Below are 14,782 nucleotides of genomic sequence, written 5' to 3'. Positions count from 1 at the left end.
GAGCGTTAAACGGGATGATGAGTGATTACTCTAAAACTATTGCTTATAGGTAGCCTTAAGCGCCTTTGATAGTGACGCCCACGATTTTTCATCTGCCTCTTTCTGATAGGCCAATGGCAGCTCAAACTGCTTACCGAATTTATCAGCGTCAGGATTGGTAAATGAGTGTTTTGCACCAGGATAATTGGTGAAAGTGTGTTTCACGTTCGCATGGGCCATCTCTGCCATGAATGCATCGATATGCTCCTGTTTAACGAAAGGATCATCAGCCCCGTTATACACCAGTACTTCGGCCTGTACGCCCCCTTTTTCCGCTGGCTTCGTGGCGGGCAGACTACCGTGAAAACTACCCACCAGATCTAGGTCTAAACCTCTACGGGCCATCTCCAGCACAATCCCACCACCAAAGCAGTAGCCGATGGCAGAGATATCCTCTTTTTCGACTGTCTCATGACCTTGCAGACTTGCCAGCGCCGCCTTGAAGCGAGCCGTAGCAACCGACATATTCTTTTTGACTTCACCAGCAAATTTACCTGCATCCTTTGGATGGCTGGCCTGTTTGCCTTCACCATACATATCAACGGCGAGCGCAGTATATCCCATACCAGCTAACTGCTTGGCCCGGTTACGGGCGTACTCATTGTGTCCCCACCATTCATGAACCACCAGTATGCCAGGGCGTTTACCCTGAATCGCATCGTCATAGGCTAAAAAACCCTTCATCAGGGTATCGCCGTCACGATATTCAACAGGTTCGCCCACAACTGCAGCGGAGACCGCTATGGAAAAACAGTATAAAAGAGTTCCAATCAAGCTTCTTTTCATGACTCCATCCTCTTAGATTTAACCTGAATCCGTGGGTTCAGGTTTAATTTTAATTTATCGTGAAAGCAGAGTGGCAAAAGTTGTACCATTCCGCCCATGCGACACTTTTTTTCAATACTCCTCACCCTATGCAGTTTTACCGCCACTGCTGATGAAATCAACCTGATAGACTCTGAGGAGAATGATATTGCCATCCAGGTCAGCCCGGCAGAGGGTGACCTGCTGATGATTTGGTTGCTTGATCACGATCAACAGCGCCCCCTGTTTGATACCCTGCTGCAAAATATCGTAAAAGCCGGTATTGAAGTCTGGCGTGTGGATCTGCTGCAAGCCTATTTCATGCCCAGGTCGAGCGAGAACATTCGGACCCTTGATGGCAACGGCGTCGAAGCAGTACTGACTGCGGCCCATAAGCACAGTAATAAACGCATCCTGCTTGCCTCCTATGATCGTATGCCACTACCTCTGCTTCGCGGCGTGCGCCAGTGGCAGGCGCAGACTTCCGACTCGCGTCTGAGTGGCGCCCTGCTGTTCTATCCCAACCTCTTTGGCCCACCCCCCATTGCCGGGGAAGCCCCTGTAGCCGATCCCATTCTCTATGCGACTAATATCCCCCTGGCCATCTTTCAGCCAGCCCTGGGCAGCCACCGATGGCGAATGGATGAGATTCTTTCAGCCCTCTGGCAAACTGGCTCTGCAAGCTATCTCTATCTGGTACCTGGGGTTAGAGACTGGTTCTTTATGGGTGAGGGTGACGACCCTCCCACCGAAGAGGAGCAGCACGCAACAGATCTGATACCAGAACAGATTAAACAGTTCGCCAAATTGTTCGAGAGCCACCCCAAACCCAGCACCGCCCTTCCAATGGATGCTCATCACGACACCCCCAGAGTAATCCGATCACTGGAACAGCTCAAACAGCCAAAACCAGGCAGCAGTTTCACTCTATCTGACATTCATGACCAGAGGTTCGATAGTCACATCCTGGATGGCAAGGTGGTTTTACTCAATTTCTGGGCGACCTGGTGTCCACCCTGTGTCGAGGAGATCCCCTCTCTGAATCGCTTGAATCAGCTCTTCAAGGATAATGAGCTGCGTATTGTTTCAATCGATTTTCGTGAAACCCCTGAGGAGATGTCCACTTTTCTTAAGCAAATCCCTGTCGATTTTCCAGTACTGATGGACAGGGACGGGTTGGTTTCAATGGACTGGCAGGTCTTCAGTTTTCCCAGCTCTTTCATCATCGACCGGCAAGGTCAGATTCGTTACTCCGCTAACCGGGCGATCAGTTGGGATAGTGCCGAAGTGGTCAACACCTTGAACAATCTGCTTACAGAACAGGCTCCTACAGCAAAACCCAGCAGCAGATAGCACACCAGGGTTGAGGGAACTCTACAGCGTTCATAATGTGATCAAAATCATATCGCTGAATAAGTGTTTTATAATAAACTAATAAAACCTTACTCCATTTCAAGTGAGCAGTTTGATCATGGCTACAAAAACCACAAAGAAAACAGCGGCGCCGGCAAAGTCCAACGCCGCCTCAAGCAGCACTAATACCCGCAAGAAGAGCACCCCGAAAAAATCAACTGCACAGAAAAGCCAAGCCAAGAAACCCTCCTCAGACAACAAAATTCTTCCAGGCCTGATGCAGGGCTTACAGTCAGTCTTTGACAAAATCCACAAAGATAACCAGATTCGTGAAGATCACCATGAGAAGATCATTGAGGAGTTCAGTGATCGTCTCACCCACGCCTTCAAGCAAACCCATGAAGAGGCAGAAGAGCGGGAGAAACTGCTGCAGGAGAGACTTGAGGCGATCGAGAAGGAACAGACCTATAAGATCCAGAGAATCAAGCTCTTCTCCCTGCCCGGCACACTCATTGCGATAGCAGCACTGATCTATCTGTTCTATGTGGTGCATGTTATGGAGAGTTCCATGACCAGTATGTCAGCAGATATGCATAAGATCCAAGGCTCTATCGCCGCCATCGGCCAAGACACCTCCACTATGTCTGTTGGCGTGACAGACATGAATGAAAACATAACTGACCTGAATGGCAATATGAAGTCTATGACCAGTGAAGTGAAAGGCATGAATGGTAATATGGGGCATCTAAACCGTAACGTTGGAGTAATGACCCGGGATGTTGGTGATATGTCCCACACTGTCAGCCCAGTGATGAACGGTATGCGTACCTTCATGCCCTTCTAATACACTATCTACGATGGATTGCTAATAATAGGAGCCAGGATGAAGGATCATCTACTCACAGTAATACTGGAGCCGAGCAGAGATGAGATCAAACCCATTCTCGATGGACTCACCGAGTTTGGCATTCAAGCTATCGGGGGAGAGCACCCCCGATCTATAGCTGCTTTACTTCATGATGCTTCTGGAGTGGTAATTGGAGGCGCTACCGGACAAACCATTCTGGGTCATTTTCATCTCAATCAGCTTTGGGTCGAATCATCACTACGAAACCAGGGGAATGGTGGACGTATCCTGGAATGCATAGTCAGCCAGGCAATCGAACAGGGTTGTAGTGAAATTCGCTTGGATAGGCATGAATCCCAGGTCGAAATCATTTTATGAAAAGCACGGTTTCAAAATCTATGCTGAGATAGCAGATTACCTTCCTGGTTTTACACGTACCTTCTACACCAAGCTGGTTTAATATAGCTCTTAAGGCACTGAAGGGGTCGGAGTCGAGTGCTCCTTATTGTATATCACCTCGAAAAAAACAGAACTGCATTTCTCTAGCAATTCAGTCCGTTCTAGATTCGACTCCGCCCCCAGAGATCAGTAACTTCATTACCTTAAAGAGTCGGAGATTTCCGATTGACGAAACGGATCAAGTCGACAGTTTCTCCAATCTGTGCCGGGCCAACATCAGCTGCCATAACAGCGAAGCCGATGACAGGAACCCCAGTCCAATACCCGAAACCATCACCATTGATTCCGCCAACTGCTTCAGTCAGATTAATGATTCTTACGTCATTGTTGTAGTCGTATCGAGACATATCGATCTGAACCCAACCCGCCTCAAAACCCTCATCAAGTTGCCAGTAAAAAATATTCGCCACTGGTGTTCCCAGCACTGAGGCACTTGTACCGTCACTACGATGAGTCTTGACCACGTTGACCGCGCGCTCCAAAGTGTACACATCAAGATAATCGACTGGTGGAAGTATCCAGTCCCAGGTTTCTTCTAGGGTCAGAGAAGCAGCGCGCTCGTCGTAGTCATAGTAATAGAGACTGACCTCAACATCGGGTGCACTTTCTACTAAACCACCATTTTCACAGTAAACACCAGCAATAACTGGGTAATCCTGAGCAGTGATACCAGTGTTGGGAATAGTAACAGCGGCACCATCGTCAATCCCATCATCGATGTCTCCGTCACAAGCAACAACTTCACGATCAATCTGGTCCGTCAAGACAGTGCCATTGTAGATACCGTGCTTTCTCATTGGGAAGGTGGCCACGATTTCGGTGCCACCGTTGATTCCGGCTTCAGTGAAATATGGCGCTGCGATGACATCAGCACTCAGAGCCACAGCAATCGGGAAAGGGTTAGAGCCCATCGGGACCGAAGGATTTGGCGCGATATCGTTGACCGCACCGGTATCCCACTCAGTAAGACTCAAAGGGCCGGTAGATTTAACACCTCTACTGTTGTTCAACATGTGCGCCTGAGTGACATCACCAGAAGCCAGTGAAGGTAGCAGGTAGTAGGATGAATCGTTGCTGCGATAGTGCTGTGGCAGTGTGGCGTAATCATCAATATGAGTACCAGGCTCAACGAAAGCGGCGCCGCTGGCAGCGTTGATCATTATCGCGTAGGCAGTGATGCCACCACGATCCGTCGCCTCATAGACCAGTCCGGCATTGAGTGTACTGTCGTAGGGGTCATTGGTGGCACTACTGGCGGCTATACCCTCAGCAGTCAATCCGCCTGGCTCAAAACCATTGATGTTGGCATCGACCTGACCAGCACTCCATGCATCCTCGACAACTGAGCAATCAGCGGGAATCCCGTTAGCATCATGTAGAAGACCAGCAGCGATAGAGCGGTCACCATCAGTAATCACTCCGTCAGCAATGCCAGTGGCGTCGATCTCAGCGTATTTATTATCATCAGTGGCACTAGAGCTACCGGGGCCATCAGCGATAACACCCATCTCTATAATCTCAACATAACCTTCTGTCAGATCGTCGTCACTGATGGCATCGTAGTTGTTATTGAAGTCAACGCCAGCCTGAAGAAGTGCTTTGTCAGGAAAGGTGCAAGATTCATCCTCTGTGATGAAATTGGGGAGACCTGTCGCTGGGTTCAGGCGAATAGTACCGTTCCAGACGTCATAAGGTGACAGATAGAGGTTGACGTCGAACACATCTGCAGAGATAAGGGAATCACGAAAACGCACCTTTACCGCTTTGAACAGACCCGTGGTATTGATGATGTTGATGCTGGTGATGATGTTGTTGTTTACATTATAGTAAGGCAGCAGCGCGATCTGGCCAAAACCATCACTATTGACGAAAGCGGCATTTCCAACAGTTGTGATGCCAGCTATCAGCATGGTCAGGGCAATCCTGGATCTCCTTAACACGGGTGCATCTCCTATTTCCTTATACGATGCTGGATTATAAACATAACCAGCCAGTGACGCTTTGATAATCGTACCCTGAAGGGGTCGACCCCTGGGATAAAATCAACTATCAACAGCACTTCCAGGTGAAAAGGCTTGCTTGGCTAAGCTGCTATTCATCCCCAAAACTGGTTCCCACCCGCTTCGCACTGATTACCCAGGGGTGATCCGGAGGTACCAGTTTTTTGTAGCCTGCCACATCAACCAACGGCACAGGCACCGCCTGGTCACCCCTGGATGCCACCATCACACCGAACTCACCTTCTGAAATCAGATCGGTGCATGCGGTTCCCAGGCGGGTTGCCAGTAACCGGTCTGCAGCAGAAGGTATTCCACCCCTTTGCAGATATCCGAGAATTGTCACCCGGGACTCCAGCCCTGTCAGCTCTTCAAGCTGTCTGGATAGGGTGACGGTGTGGTTCGCATACTCAGATTCAATCGCTGCCAGATCAGCTTTAATCTGTTTGCGCACCTTCTTTTCTGTCTCTTTCTGTTTTTTGTCACGTAGCTCCTGCACCTCTTCCGCCACCCCTTTGGGCAGCGCACCTTCTGCCACGGCAACGATACTGAACGGCTTGCCACCAGCAGCGCGGGCTCGAATGGCTTCTGCTACGCTTTCGATCTCATAGGGGATCTCTGGTAACAGAATCACATCAGCGCCTCCTGCTAATCCCGATCCCAGAGCCAGCCAACCAGCCCGATGCCCCATGATCTCCACCACAATGATGCGGTGATGGCTGTGCGCGGTGCTGTGCAATCGATCAATGGCGTCTGTCGCAATACCCAATGCGGTATCGAAGCCAAAGGTGGTGTCTGTATGAGCTACATCATTGTCGATGGTTTTCGGCAGGGTAATCACATTCAACCCCTTTTCCATCAACTGCAAGGCGTTCTTTTGTGTTCCCCCACCCCCAATACAGACCAGAGCGTCGAGATGGTGTGCCTGATAATTCTGTGCGATAACGTCAGTCATGTCCTGGCGTTTTCCATTGAAGTACATCCGATGAGGTTTCTCGCGACTGGTTCCCAGAATAGTGCCGCCGCGAGTGAGGATGCCGGATAGTCCTGCCCTGTCCAACTGCATGGTACGATTTTCAACCAGGCCACGAAAACCATCCCGAATCCCTATGACCTGCATATCATATTGGCCCAATGCTGCTTTGCCGACACCACGGATGGCCGCGTTCAAGCCGGGGCTGTCACCACCGGAGGTCAGAATTCCGATATGCTTGGTCATGAAAACTCCTGCACTGCTGAGGGTCAGTTTTGCGTAGTGTACATTGTCAGGAGGATTGTGGAAGGCCTTGCGTTTTATTAACCCGTAGATCAAATCCTATCAGTCAGTCCAACCAGCGTATCGAACTGGGATGGCGAATCCTCAGGCGTTGCTGACCTTTACGCTGGTATAGCCATCCTCTGGCCTCTAGGGAGTGACCAACCAGCTGCTCGGGATCATCAATACCGAAGGCCTTCCAATCTTTCCAGGTAATGCGTAACGCTAGGGGGCCTTCCAGGTTTAGCCACAAGGCACTGCGGCTCTCACCAACCCGTACAATACGACCTTCAAGATGGTGAAACCCAGTCTCATTCCCCTGTAGCGAGGTAGCTCGATTCGGAGCCTCTTTCCATATTCCAAACCGCTTATCCCTGGCTTCAGATTCTGCGGCAAAATAGCAATTCGTACGACTCAGGTTGGGTGGTACGGCGATCGCCCAGCCCATCCCTTCACGCAATAATTGTGCAGCTATATTCTGCCCATCCTGACCGGAGAGATGGGCAAGTTGACGACCGTAGCGATCTTGTTTCTCAGCGCCAGGACAGACAGCGACCCGTCCTAGGTTCTGAGAGATCAGCTTCTGCAGATACTCCTTCGCTGCGAGGCCGCCAGGTTGCTCCGGTTTCCCCCAATGCCCAAGTTCAGGTGTATTGATCCCAATCAGACGAATTTTTTCACCACTTTTCAGCCTCAGGGTATCCCCATCGACTACCCGGTCCACTTTATGGGGAACACCACTGCAGGGCTTACAAACAGAGGCTTCAAGAGAGAGAGAGGAGAATATCAGGAAGGGGAGAGCGAAAAGCAAAAAGGCTCCGCGTTGCGGAGCCTTTTTAAACACTTTCGTGACCATCGACCAAGCGTCATGACGACGCATGAATAAGCCGATAGCTTAACGGCTGTATTTTTTGCGGAACTTGTCTACACGGCCAGCAGTATCAACCATTTTCTGCTTACCGGTATAGAAAGGATGACAAGAAGAGCATACTTCAACATGCATCTCTTCCTGACCCAATGTGGATCGGGTGACAATTTCGTTGCCGCAACTGCATACGACTTTGATGTCCTCGTATTGAGGATGAATGTCCGCTTTCATGACTGACTCACTCGTGAGAAATTAGTAATGATCCTGCCACATCGGCAGGCAAGGCGCGAAATAATAGGCCAAGATGGCTCATAAGGCAAGTACCAGACCCAGGAAAATCGAAATTATCAGCTGGGGCGCAAAGGAAAATCGAGAATCTGGCAGCAGTTTCCATCCGCGTGCATGCCAGTTGCAGTGGAATTTACACCCTGTAAATATCCAAGCATCCCTTTTGGGCCGACCATATTCTCCCACATCAAGCCTGATATATGCATACAAGCACTTAGTGGAGATCGATTCCGCCGCTCCTGGTCAATACGCCATTGAAGTCTGCGCAGCAGTACCTGGCGCTCATTGGGCAGTGTAGTAATGTAGTTGTCGATCGCATTCTGACGCAGATCCTCGAATTTTACCGGGTCCCTCTCGGCCAATTGGAGCAAATGGTCGAAATCCAGATCTCTAGGATCATCTTTGTTCATGGCGCTATTCTCTGGCGTCGTCACTTATAAAGCTACCATACTCTCTGAACACTGTCTCAGATGGTAATTCCTAAAGTACGATACTTAACCAGCACCATAAACTACGATATTAATTATATTTCAATAAGTTAACTCCATTAACACTCTAGTGACGAATTTTAATCACCTAATATACGAGGACTTTGCCAGTTGATGCCTCCACTGCCTGTTCAATCCAATCAAGACGTATCTCCAGGGTCTGTCCACTTTTCTCTCTGAAAACCAGATATTCAGCTCTATCCCGGGTTACCACGTCCAGTGGCATTACCTGAGCTTGATGGGGCATACCTGACCCATCCCGCCAGTGTAGAACCAGCTCAGAACAGGCTAAAACCGCATACTGATAGGATTCATGCAGACCACAGTCGATAGGGCGGTAGGGGTTATCATTCATTAATCATACTCTAGTGTGATTTGCTATCATGCCTCAAAGGATTTTACAATTCTCCAGAATTAAAATCATAATGAGCAGAGGACTATGCCAAATATTGAGAAGCAGATCGAGGCCCTGAAGGCTGAAATTACCCGCCTGGAAAAGGAACAACAGAAGGCTGATCAGGAGAAGAGGGCCCTGCGGAATGCCAGTGAACAGATCACGGCCATCCTCAAGGAGAACGATGTCAGTTTTGAAGCCTATATTGGTTACCAACTTAAAAAAGTCAGCCGGATTGTAGATAAACTTCTGGAAAAACAAGCCACTAAAGCCAGCACACCTGTCAAAAAACCAGTAAAGTCACGCACCACCAGCAAAAAACGCCAGGCCGTAAAAAGCAAAGCCAAAATAACTGTAAAAATTCCTGCCGGACAATATGGCAAACTGCCCGCTCAACCAGAGCAGGTATTTGATGTCAAAGAGAAGGGGCCCCGTCCCAAGATTTTAAAGGCTTACGCAGAAGAGATTGGCCTGGAAGCTTTCCTGAGTCAGTGTCGCATCAACTAGGATTGATCCCAGAGCTAGCTGCTCAAAGCAGATTTAGTGGAGAAGGCCGGGAGAGGAGATCTGTTCTCTACCGATGCCATGCAATGGGGAAGGCTGAACTATCCCGTAGCCTTGGGCATAATCAACGCCAATATCTATCAGCTGTTCTAGTATCTGATCGTTTTCTACATATTCCGCGATGGTCTGCAACCCCATCAAGTGGCCAATATGGTTGATCGACTCAACCATCGCTCTGTCCACAGGATCATTCAGCATATTGCGTACGAAACTACCATCAATTTTCAGATAGTCGACTGGCAGATGTTTGAGGTAGGCGAATGAGGACATTCCAGTTCCGAAATCATCCAATGCAAAACGAAAACCCCGCCTTTTCAGCAGACTCATAAAACGTGCAGCCTGATCAAGTCGACTGACTACCGCAGTTTCTGTAATTTCAAAAGAGATCTTTTCGGCAGGCAGATTATAGAGGCGCAGTTTCTCAAGAATATATTCATGTAAATTTGTTTCGCCCAAAGACTGGCCCGATAGATTGATCGCGCACAAGCCTAACTCTTCAAGACGCTCAGGATTTTCCGAAAGCCACCGGAATGCCTCACCAATCACCCATCGGTCAACGCTGTGCATGATATTGTAACGTTCCGCTGCTGGAATAAAGGAGCCGGGCATGATCTGCTCACCATCTTCATCCTCCATGCGTACTAACAGTTCAATATGCTCATCCCCGATGGCATTGCTCTTAAGGGACATAATCGATTGTTGCAGCAATGAAAAGCGTTGCTGATCGATAGCGCTCTCTATTTTGGTTACCAGACGCATCTCCCCCTGTTGACGGTTGATCTCTTCGTCATAGGTTTGATAGATATGAATTCGGTTACGCCCCATATCTTTCGCAACGTAACAGGCGGCATCCGCTGAACTCAAAGCGCTGTGAGGACTCTCAGTTTTTGGCCCTATCGCCACAATACCAATACTGACACCGGTAGTGAAACTACGCCCCTCCCAACTGAATCGAAATGCTTTTACTGTTGCACTGATCTCATTTGCCTTTTGCCGGGCCTGATCCAGCTTACAGTTTTCCATCAACAAGCCGAACTCATCCCCACCCAAGCGAGCCAAGACATCATTTACGCCGATTGTGCTTTGCAGACGGTGGGAGAGTTGTCTCAGCATCATATCCCCGGCCACATGGCCACAGGTATCATTCACCAACTTGAATTGATCAAGATCCATGTAGAGCAGCACATGTTCAGCACTGTGCTCCTGGGAGTCAGCAAAAGCCTGACGAAGTCGCTGGTCAAAAGCGTGCCGGTTCAGCAGATGGGTGAGAGAATCATGGGTGGCTAAAAATCGCATCTCTCGCATCATTGAACGACTAGAGGTGACATCACGAAAGACAGTAACCGAACCTTTGAATACTCTGTTTTCCTCTATCGGATAGGTGGAATATTCAACTGGAAACAGGGTTTCATTCAACCGTAAAAAAGACTCATCCTTCACCCTGGCAGGATTCCCCTGCACCACAACGGTATTGTTGAATGAGAGACCCGCCTCATCAAACATTCTTACCTTTGTATGTATGGGCTTTCCAAGTAGCTCTTTCTGGGCGTATCCCAACATCTCTGCCCCAGCCTTGTTGATAAAAGTGCAGCAATCTTTTTCGTCGACGCCGAATATACCCTCTCCAGTCGACTCAAGCAGCAGGGAGAGCTGCCTGTTCGCCTCAGTAAGCTGCCTCGATGACTCTTCCGATGACTCCCGTGCAATCCTATGAGCCTGGTCACGCTCATAGTTCTCTATGGCGAAGGCAAGACTACTGACCATCGCATCCAAAAGATCATGGATCGATTGTGAAATAGTGTTCGGTTCAAGTGCATAGACGGTAAATGCTGCAACCACTTCCTGTTTTACCAGGATTGGAAACACTGCAACAGATTGACCACCACTCATCTGAGCTATCCGATGCCAAGTGGTTTTACCCTCTTCCTGGTCAATCCTGGTAATTACCGATGAACACTTCCCGTAGATTGCTGCCGCTAATGGACTGTCCCCCTGAGGGTCAGTCAGGTCGAGGTCAAATTTGCACACTTTGAGGTGCTCTTTTTTGATTCCGGCGCAAGCAATTGGGTGGAGTAGTTTCCCCTCAATCTCTACCTCACCAACCCAAGCTGCTACAAAACCACCGAAGTTCACAGCGATATCGCATGCCTTCTCAAAAAGCACATTGGGTGGTGGGTTTAGCAATACCATCTTGCTGATTTCTGATAGCGCGGTATAAACCTTTTTCTGTTGCGCTATAACCTGTTGATGTTTGAAGTTCTCCCTTGCCATCTGCTTAATGACATCAGAGAGCGGCGCCAAGGCCCCTGCTACAGGTAGCCGATGGGCTGCCAGATAGTTACCCTGCGACAACTCATCAGCAATTTTCCTATATTCAGATAGCGGTGAGCGTAATACACGGTTGATCAGCCAGTAGAGGAGTAGAAAGCTAAAAATCAAAGCCAGGCCATAGACCAAAGCGTTTTGCTTAACAGCATCCACTGTTTGCACTTCGAATTTTGCCCCTTGGTCTTTCAGGTCAGCTAGACCCTGAGATGTAGATGAAGAGTGAGCGCTTTGTTGGGATTCAGTATGGATCAGGCGGTAATCCAGATAGCTGTCCAGAATGAACAAGCAAGCAAACAGCACGGCCATCGCCGCAACAAATTTTGAGATCAGTTGCATTGCTCAGCCACTGCGCATGTCACGCCGAGGCCCCCCCCCACAGAACAGTAACTGGAATCCGGTCAACAGGCTTGCGGGTGCAAAACTTAATGACCTTTATAATGGAAGCCCAATGTGATGGATTCCGTTCGCTCCCTGCTTAACAGCTCGCGTATCCAGATCAGACGAGAGGTTTTTCTAACTCCTGGTGAAATCTTCTATCCTAATTAAACGCAGGATAGTGCCTATAAATTTAATACCTTAGATCAATTACGTCAAATTAATATCAAGAAGTCACTTTAACCTAAAAAGATCAGTTGCAGAGTGTAGAGCGTACGCATGACAAGGGCGTGCTGGAGCTCCACGCGCCGCCACAAGCGTTCTATTTAGTCACCGGATGGAGCATTCAACCGTTTTTTAGGTTTAATTTGAGAAATGAGTTATCAAGTCATTTAAAAACCGTCGCCCCAGATCAGTGGCACAGAGTCTCTGTTCTACCGGCAGTAGTAAACCCTTATCAACTGCGTGGCTAAGCAGACCTTCAATCTCTGCCAGTCCGATACCTGAATGGGCCTCAAACAGATCCACTTCCACGCCTTGATAGAGTCGCAACGCATTCATCATGAACTCCAGTATCAGATCATCCTGATCGAGGTACCTCTGCCCCTGGGTAAAATCCTCTGCTTCCGCTGCTGCCAGATAGGCTTCGGGATGGCGATGCTTCCAAAACCGCTTAACTTGCCCTCCTGGCAGGGTCAATTTAGCGTGGGCGCCTGCACCGATTCCCAAGTAGTCTCCAAAGCGCCAATAATTATTGTTATGACAACATTGAGCATCCGGCCGAGCAAAAGCGGAGACTTCATAGTGCTCAAAACCGGCTTCGGCCAGGATCTCCTCCCCCTGTTGCTGGATCTGCCACAGATGATCCTCTTCTGGTAGCGGGGGTGGGTTGTGATAAAACGAGGTGTTTGGCTCCAGTGTCAATTGATAGTAGGAGAGATGTTCACTGTTCAGGTCTATTGCAGCAAGTAGATCCTGACGGGCCATTTCCGGCGTCTGTTGAGGCAAGCCAAACATCATGTCGATATTAATGTTGTCAAACCCAGCCTTTCGAGCCAGGGAAACCCCATCGATAGCTTCCTCAGGGCTGTGAATTCTTCCCAATGCCGATAGGGCACTCGCCTGCAGGCTTTGAATACCCAACGACAAGCGATTGACCCCCGCTTCCCGGTATCCTGCAAATGCCCTGGAATCAACTGCTCCAGGATTTGCTTCAAGGGTAATCTCTATCGATTCAGTAAGCTCTATCTGCTGCGCTATACCCTGTAACAGGGTTGCTACCGCATCAGCGGAAAAGAGACTGGGGGTCCCCCCTCCGATAAAGATTGAGTTCAGTTTTCGCGCTGAAATGTAGCTCGAATCAGCCTTCAAATCACTCAACAAAGCAGCCACATAGGCCTGCTCTGGCAGGTCACTCTTCACGGCATGAGAGTTGAAATCACAATAGGGGCATTTACGCACACACCAGGGAATGTGGATATAGAGCGATAGTGGTGGCAAATTCACTTTGAAGCGGTATTACAAAGGTGTGGTATGCAATTGACTCTATGGCCCATTACAAGCCACACCTTCCTACGATATGAGATCAACCTTTGTCTCTTGCCTTCAAGTAGGCAAAATCTGAGATTGAGCCCCATTCCCGCGAGCCTTTTAGAAAGTTCATATAGGAGTCATACACCTTCTTGGCGAAAGCATCTTTTCCAGCCAGCTCCTCAACCACCTCACTGGAGAACTTACGCAGGGTAGCCATTACGTCATCAGGATAGGCACGGATATCCACCTTGTGTTTTTCAACCAGTGTCTTCAGTGCAGCTGGATTACGCGCTGTATACTCCGCGAGCATCTCCTGATTGGCAACTTTACAGGCATTTAAAACAATCGCTTGAAGATCTTTCGGTAAGCCATTAAACGCCTTCTCATTGATGATCGCTTCAAGGGTGGTACCCGGTTCATGGAAGCCTGGAAAATAGTAATATTTTGCAGCTTTGAAGAGACCGAAGGCCAGGTCATTGTATGGATTGACCCACTCGGTGGCGTCGATTGCACCAGATTGCAGGGAGGTAAAAAGCTCACCACCAGGTAGATTGACCGGTGTCCCTCCAGCCCGTTTAAGCACTTCACCACCTAAGCCGGGGATGCGCATTTTCAACCCTTTCAGATCAGCAACACTATTGATCTCTTTATTGAACCATCCACCCATCTGCATACCGGTGTTGCCACCAGGTGCAGGTATCAAACCAAAGGGTTTATAGAGTTCACGCCACAGCTCCAGTCCACCGCCGAAATAGAGCCAGCCATTCATCTCCTGGGCGGTAAGCCCAAAAGGGACAGTGGAGAAAAACTGTGCGGTTTCACTCTTACCTTTCCAATAATAGGCCGCGCCATGTCCCAACTCTGCAGTTCCACTGGAGACTGCATCGAAAACTTCAAAAGCTGGAACAAGCTCTTTTGCGCCATAGACTTTGACGTGCATGCGCCCGCCACTCATCTCATTGATGACTTCGGCAAGTTTGTTGGCGCCAGTTCCGAGGCCAGGAAAATTCTTTGGCCAGGTGGTGACCATCTTCCATTTGATCTCAGCTTTAGCTTCAGCCATACGTGTAGTAGACAAACCCACACCGGTTGCCAACGCACCCACGCCAACCTTTGTTATAAATTCACGACGTTTCATCTAACCCTCCTCTCTTTTTTATTCTCTCTGATGCGGTTGCTGCTCAACACCC

General features: G+C 49.1%; 14 protein-coding genes. 4 read left to right on the top strand and 10 right to left on the bottom strand.

The annotated features are described in order from the left end of the window. Positions 1-36: 36 nt before the first annotated feature. Positions 37-825 (bottom strand): dienelactone hydrolase family protein, encoded by a 789-nt coding sequence (locus AC4IFB_RS05270; protein ID WP_490779576.1) that lies wholly within the window; start codon positions 823-825, stop codon positions 37-39. Positions 826-921: 96 nt separating this feature from the next. Between AC4IFB_RS05270 and AC4IFB_RS05265 the strand changes: the two genes are divergently transcribed. The 3 genes from AC4IFB_RS05265 to AC4IFB_RS05255 all read left to right on the top strand — a co-directional run bounded on the left by AC4IFB_RS05265 (position 922) and on the right by AC4IFB_RS05255 (position 3,421). After that, positions 922-2,196 carry a TlpA disulfide reductase family protein gene (locus AC4IFB_RS05265; RefSeq protein ID WP_490777737.1) on the top strand — a complete coding sequence of 425 codons (1,275 nt, stop codon included), beginning with the start codon at positions 922-924 and terminating at the stop codon, positions 2,194-2,196. Between the two features lie 118 nt (positions 2,197-2,314). Continuing rightward, positions 2,315-3,040, top strand: coding sequence for a hypothetical protein (locus tag AC4IFB_RS05260; protein ID WP_490777736.1), 726 nt, complete (start codon positions 2,315-2,317; stop codon positions 3,038-3,040). A 39-nt stretch (positions 3,041-3,079) separates the two neighbouring features. Beyond that, positions 3,080-3,421 carry a GNAT family N-acetyltransferase gene (locus AC4IFB_RS05255; protein WP_490779575.1) on the top strand — a complete coding sequence of 114 codons (342 nt, stop codon included), beginning with the start codon at positions 3,080-3,082 and terminating at the stop codon, positions 3,419-3,421. Positions 3,422-3,645: 224 nt separating this feature from the next. Here AC4IFB_RS05255 and AC4IFB_RS05250 read toward each other — a convergent pair whose 3' ends face one another. The 6 genes from AC4IFB_RS05250 to AC4IFB_RS05225 form a co-directional block, all read right to left on the bottom strand. Beyond that, positions 3,646-5,442, bottom strand: coding sequence for a hypothetical protein (locus AC4IFB_RS05250; protein WP_490779574.1), 1,797 nt, complete (start codon positions 5,440-5,442; stop codon positions 3,646-3,648). A 151-nt stretch (positions 5,443-5,593) separates the two neighbouring features. Then, positions 5,594-6,718: a 6-phosphofructokinase gene (locus tag AC4IFB_RS05245; protein ID WP_490779573.1), complete on the bottom strand. Its 1,125-nt coding sequence runs from the start codon at positions 6,716-6,718 to the stop codon at positions 5,594-5,596. A 103-nt stretch (positions 6,719-6,821) separates the two neighbouring features. Further along, on the bottom strand, positions 6,822-7,634 hold the full coding sequence (locus tag AC4IFB_RS05240) for a thermonuclease family protein (RefSeq protein ID WP_490777732.1): 813 nt from the start codon (positions 7,632-7,634) through the stop codon (positions 6,822-6,824). A gap of 15 nt (positions 7,635-7,649) precedes the next feature. Continuing rightward, the gene (rpmE, locus tag AC4IFB_RS05235) at positions 7,650-7,853 is read right to left on the bottom strand and encodes a 50S ribosomal protein L31 (protein WP_490777731.1); all 204 of its coding nucleotides are present in this window, start codon (positions 7,851-7,853) and stop codon (positions 7,650-7,652) included. 116 nt (positions 7,854-7,969) lie between these two features. After that, a complete protein-coding gene (locus tag AC4IFB_RS05230) occupies positions 7,970-8,320 on the bottom strand; it encodes a DUF3135 domain-containing protein (RefSeq protein ID WP_490779572.1) in 351 nt (116 codons plus the stop codon). Between the two features lie 166 nt (positions 8,321-8,486). After that, the gene (locus AC4IFB_RS05225; protein ID WP_490779571.1) at positions 8,487-8,753 is read right to left on the bottom strand and encodes a transcriptional antiterminator, Rof; all 267 of its coding nucleotides are present in this window, start codon (positions 8,751-8,753) and stop codon (positions 8,487-8,489) included. Positions 8,754-8,837: 84 nt separating this feature from the next. Between AC4IFB_RS05225 and AC4IFB_RS05220 the strand changes: the two genes are divergently transcribed. Next, positions 8,838-9,299, top strand: a complete 462-nt coding sequence (locus tag AC4IFB_RS05220; protein WP_490779570.1) for a hypothetical protein — start codon at positions 8,838-8,840, stop codon at positions 9,297-9,299. A gap of 33 nt (positions 9,300-9,332) precedes the next feature. Here AC4IFB_RS05220 and AC4IFB_RS05215 read toward each other — a convergent pair whose 3' ends face one another. From AC4IFB_RS05215 to AC4IFB_RS05205, 3 genes are all read right to left on the bottom strand, one after another. Then, positions 9,333-12,020 carry an EAL domain-containing protein gene (locus AC4IFB_RS05215; RefSeq protein WP_490779569.1) on the bottom strand — a complete coding sequence of 896 codons (2,688 nt, stop codon included), beginning with the start codon at positions 12,018-12,020 and terminating at the stop codon, positions 9,333-9,335. A 402-nt stretch (positions 12,021-12,422) separates the two neighbouring features. Beyond that, on the bottom strand, positions 12,423-13,565 hold the full coding sequence (gene hemW / locus AC4IFB_RS05210) for a radical SAM family heme chaperone HemW (RefSeq protein WP_490779568.1): 1,143 nt from the start codon (positions 13,563-13,565) through the stop codon (positions 12,423-12,425). Positions 13,566-13,644: 79 nt separating this feature from the next. Continuing rightward, positions 13,645-14,730, bottom strand: a complete 1,086-nt coding sequence (locus AC4IFB_RS05205; RefSeq protein ID WP_490777725.1) for a TRAP transporter substrate-binding protein — start codon at positions 14,728-14,730, stop codon at positions 13,645-13,647. Positions 14,731-14,782: the final 52 nt, after the last annotated feature.

The organism is Candidatus Thiodiazotropha sp. AKIB8 (genome assembly GCF_058244675.1).
Note: the sequence above shows the minus strand (reverse complement) of the source record. Positions and strands in the feature narration are given on the sequence as shown.

Excerpts from the sequence above, each read along its gene's own strand:
- AC4IFB_RS05220 (WP_490779570.1), top strand. The coding sequence starts at position 8,838 with ATGCCAAATATTGAGAAGCAGATCGAGGCCCTGAAGGCTGAAATTACC.
- AC4IFB_RS05215 (WP_490779569.1), bottom strand. The coding sequence starts at position 12,020 with ATGCAACTGATCTCAAAATTTGTTGCGGCGATGGCCGTGCTGTTTGCT.
- AC4IFB_RS05240 (WP_490777732.1), bottom strand. The coding sequence starts at position 7,634 with ATGCGTCGTCATGACGCTTGGTCGATGGTCACGAAAGTGTTTAAAAAG.
- AC4IFB_RS05260 (WP_490777736.1), top strand. The coding sequence starts at position 2,315 with ATGGCTACAAAAACCACAAAGAAAACAGCGGCGCCGGCAAAGTCCAAC.
- AC4IFB_RS05230 (WP_490779572.1), bottom strand. The coding sequence starts at position 8,320 with ATGAACAAAGATGATCCTAGAGATCTGGATTTCGACCATTTGCTCCAA.
- AC4IFB_RS05245 (WP_490779573.1), bottom strand. The coding sequence starts at position 6,718 with ATGACCAAGCATATCGGAATTCTGACCTCCGGTGGTGACAGCCCCGGC.
- rpmE (WP_490777731.1), bottom strand. The coding sequence starts at position 7,853 with ATGAAAGCGGACATTCATCCTCAATACGAGGACATCAAAGTCGTATGC.
- AC4IFB_RS05225 (WP_490779571.1), bottom strand. The coding sequence starts at position 8,753 with ATGAATGATAACCCCTACCGCCCTATCGACTGTGGTCTGCATGAATCC.
- AC4IFB_RS05265 (WP_490777737.1), top strand. The coding sequence starts at position 922 with ATGCGACACTTTTTTTCAATACTCCTCACCCTATGCAGTTTTACCGCC.
- AC4IFB_RS05270 (WP_490779576.1), bottom strand. The coding sequence starts at position 825 with ATGAAAAGAAGCTTGATTGGAACTCTTTTATACTGTTTTTCCATAGCG.
- AC4IFB_RS05255 (WP_490779575.1), top strand. The coding sequence starts at position 3,080 with ATGAAGGATCATCTACTCACAGTAATACTGGAGCCGAGCAGAGATGAG.
- AC4IFB_RS05205 (WP_490777725.1), bottom strand. The coding sequence starts at position 14,730 with ATGAAACGTCGTGAATTTATAACAAAGGTTGGCGTGGGTGCGTTGGCA.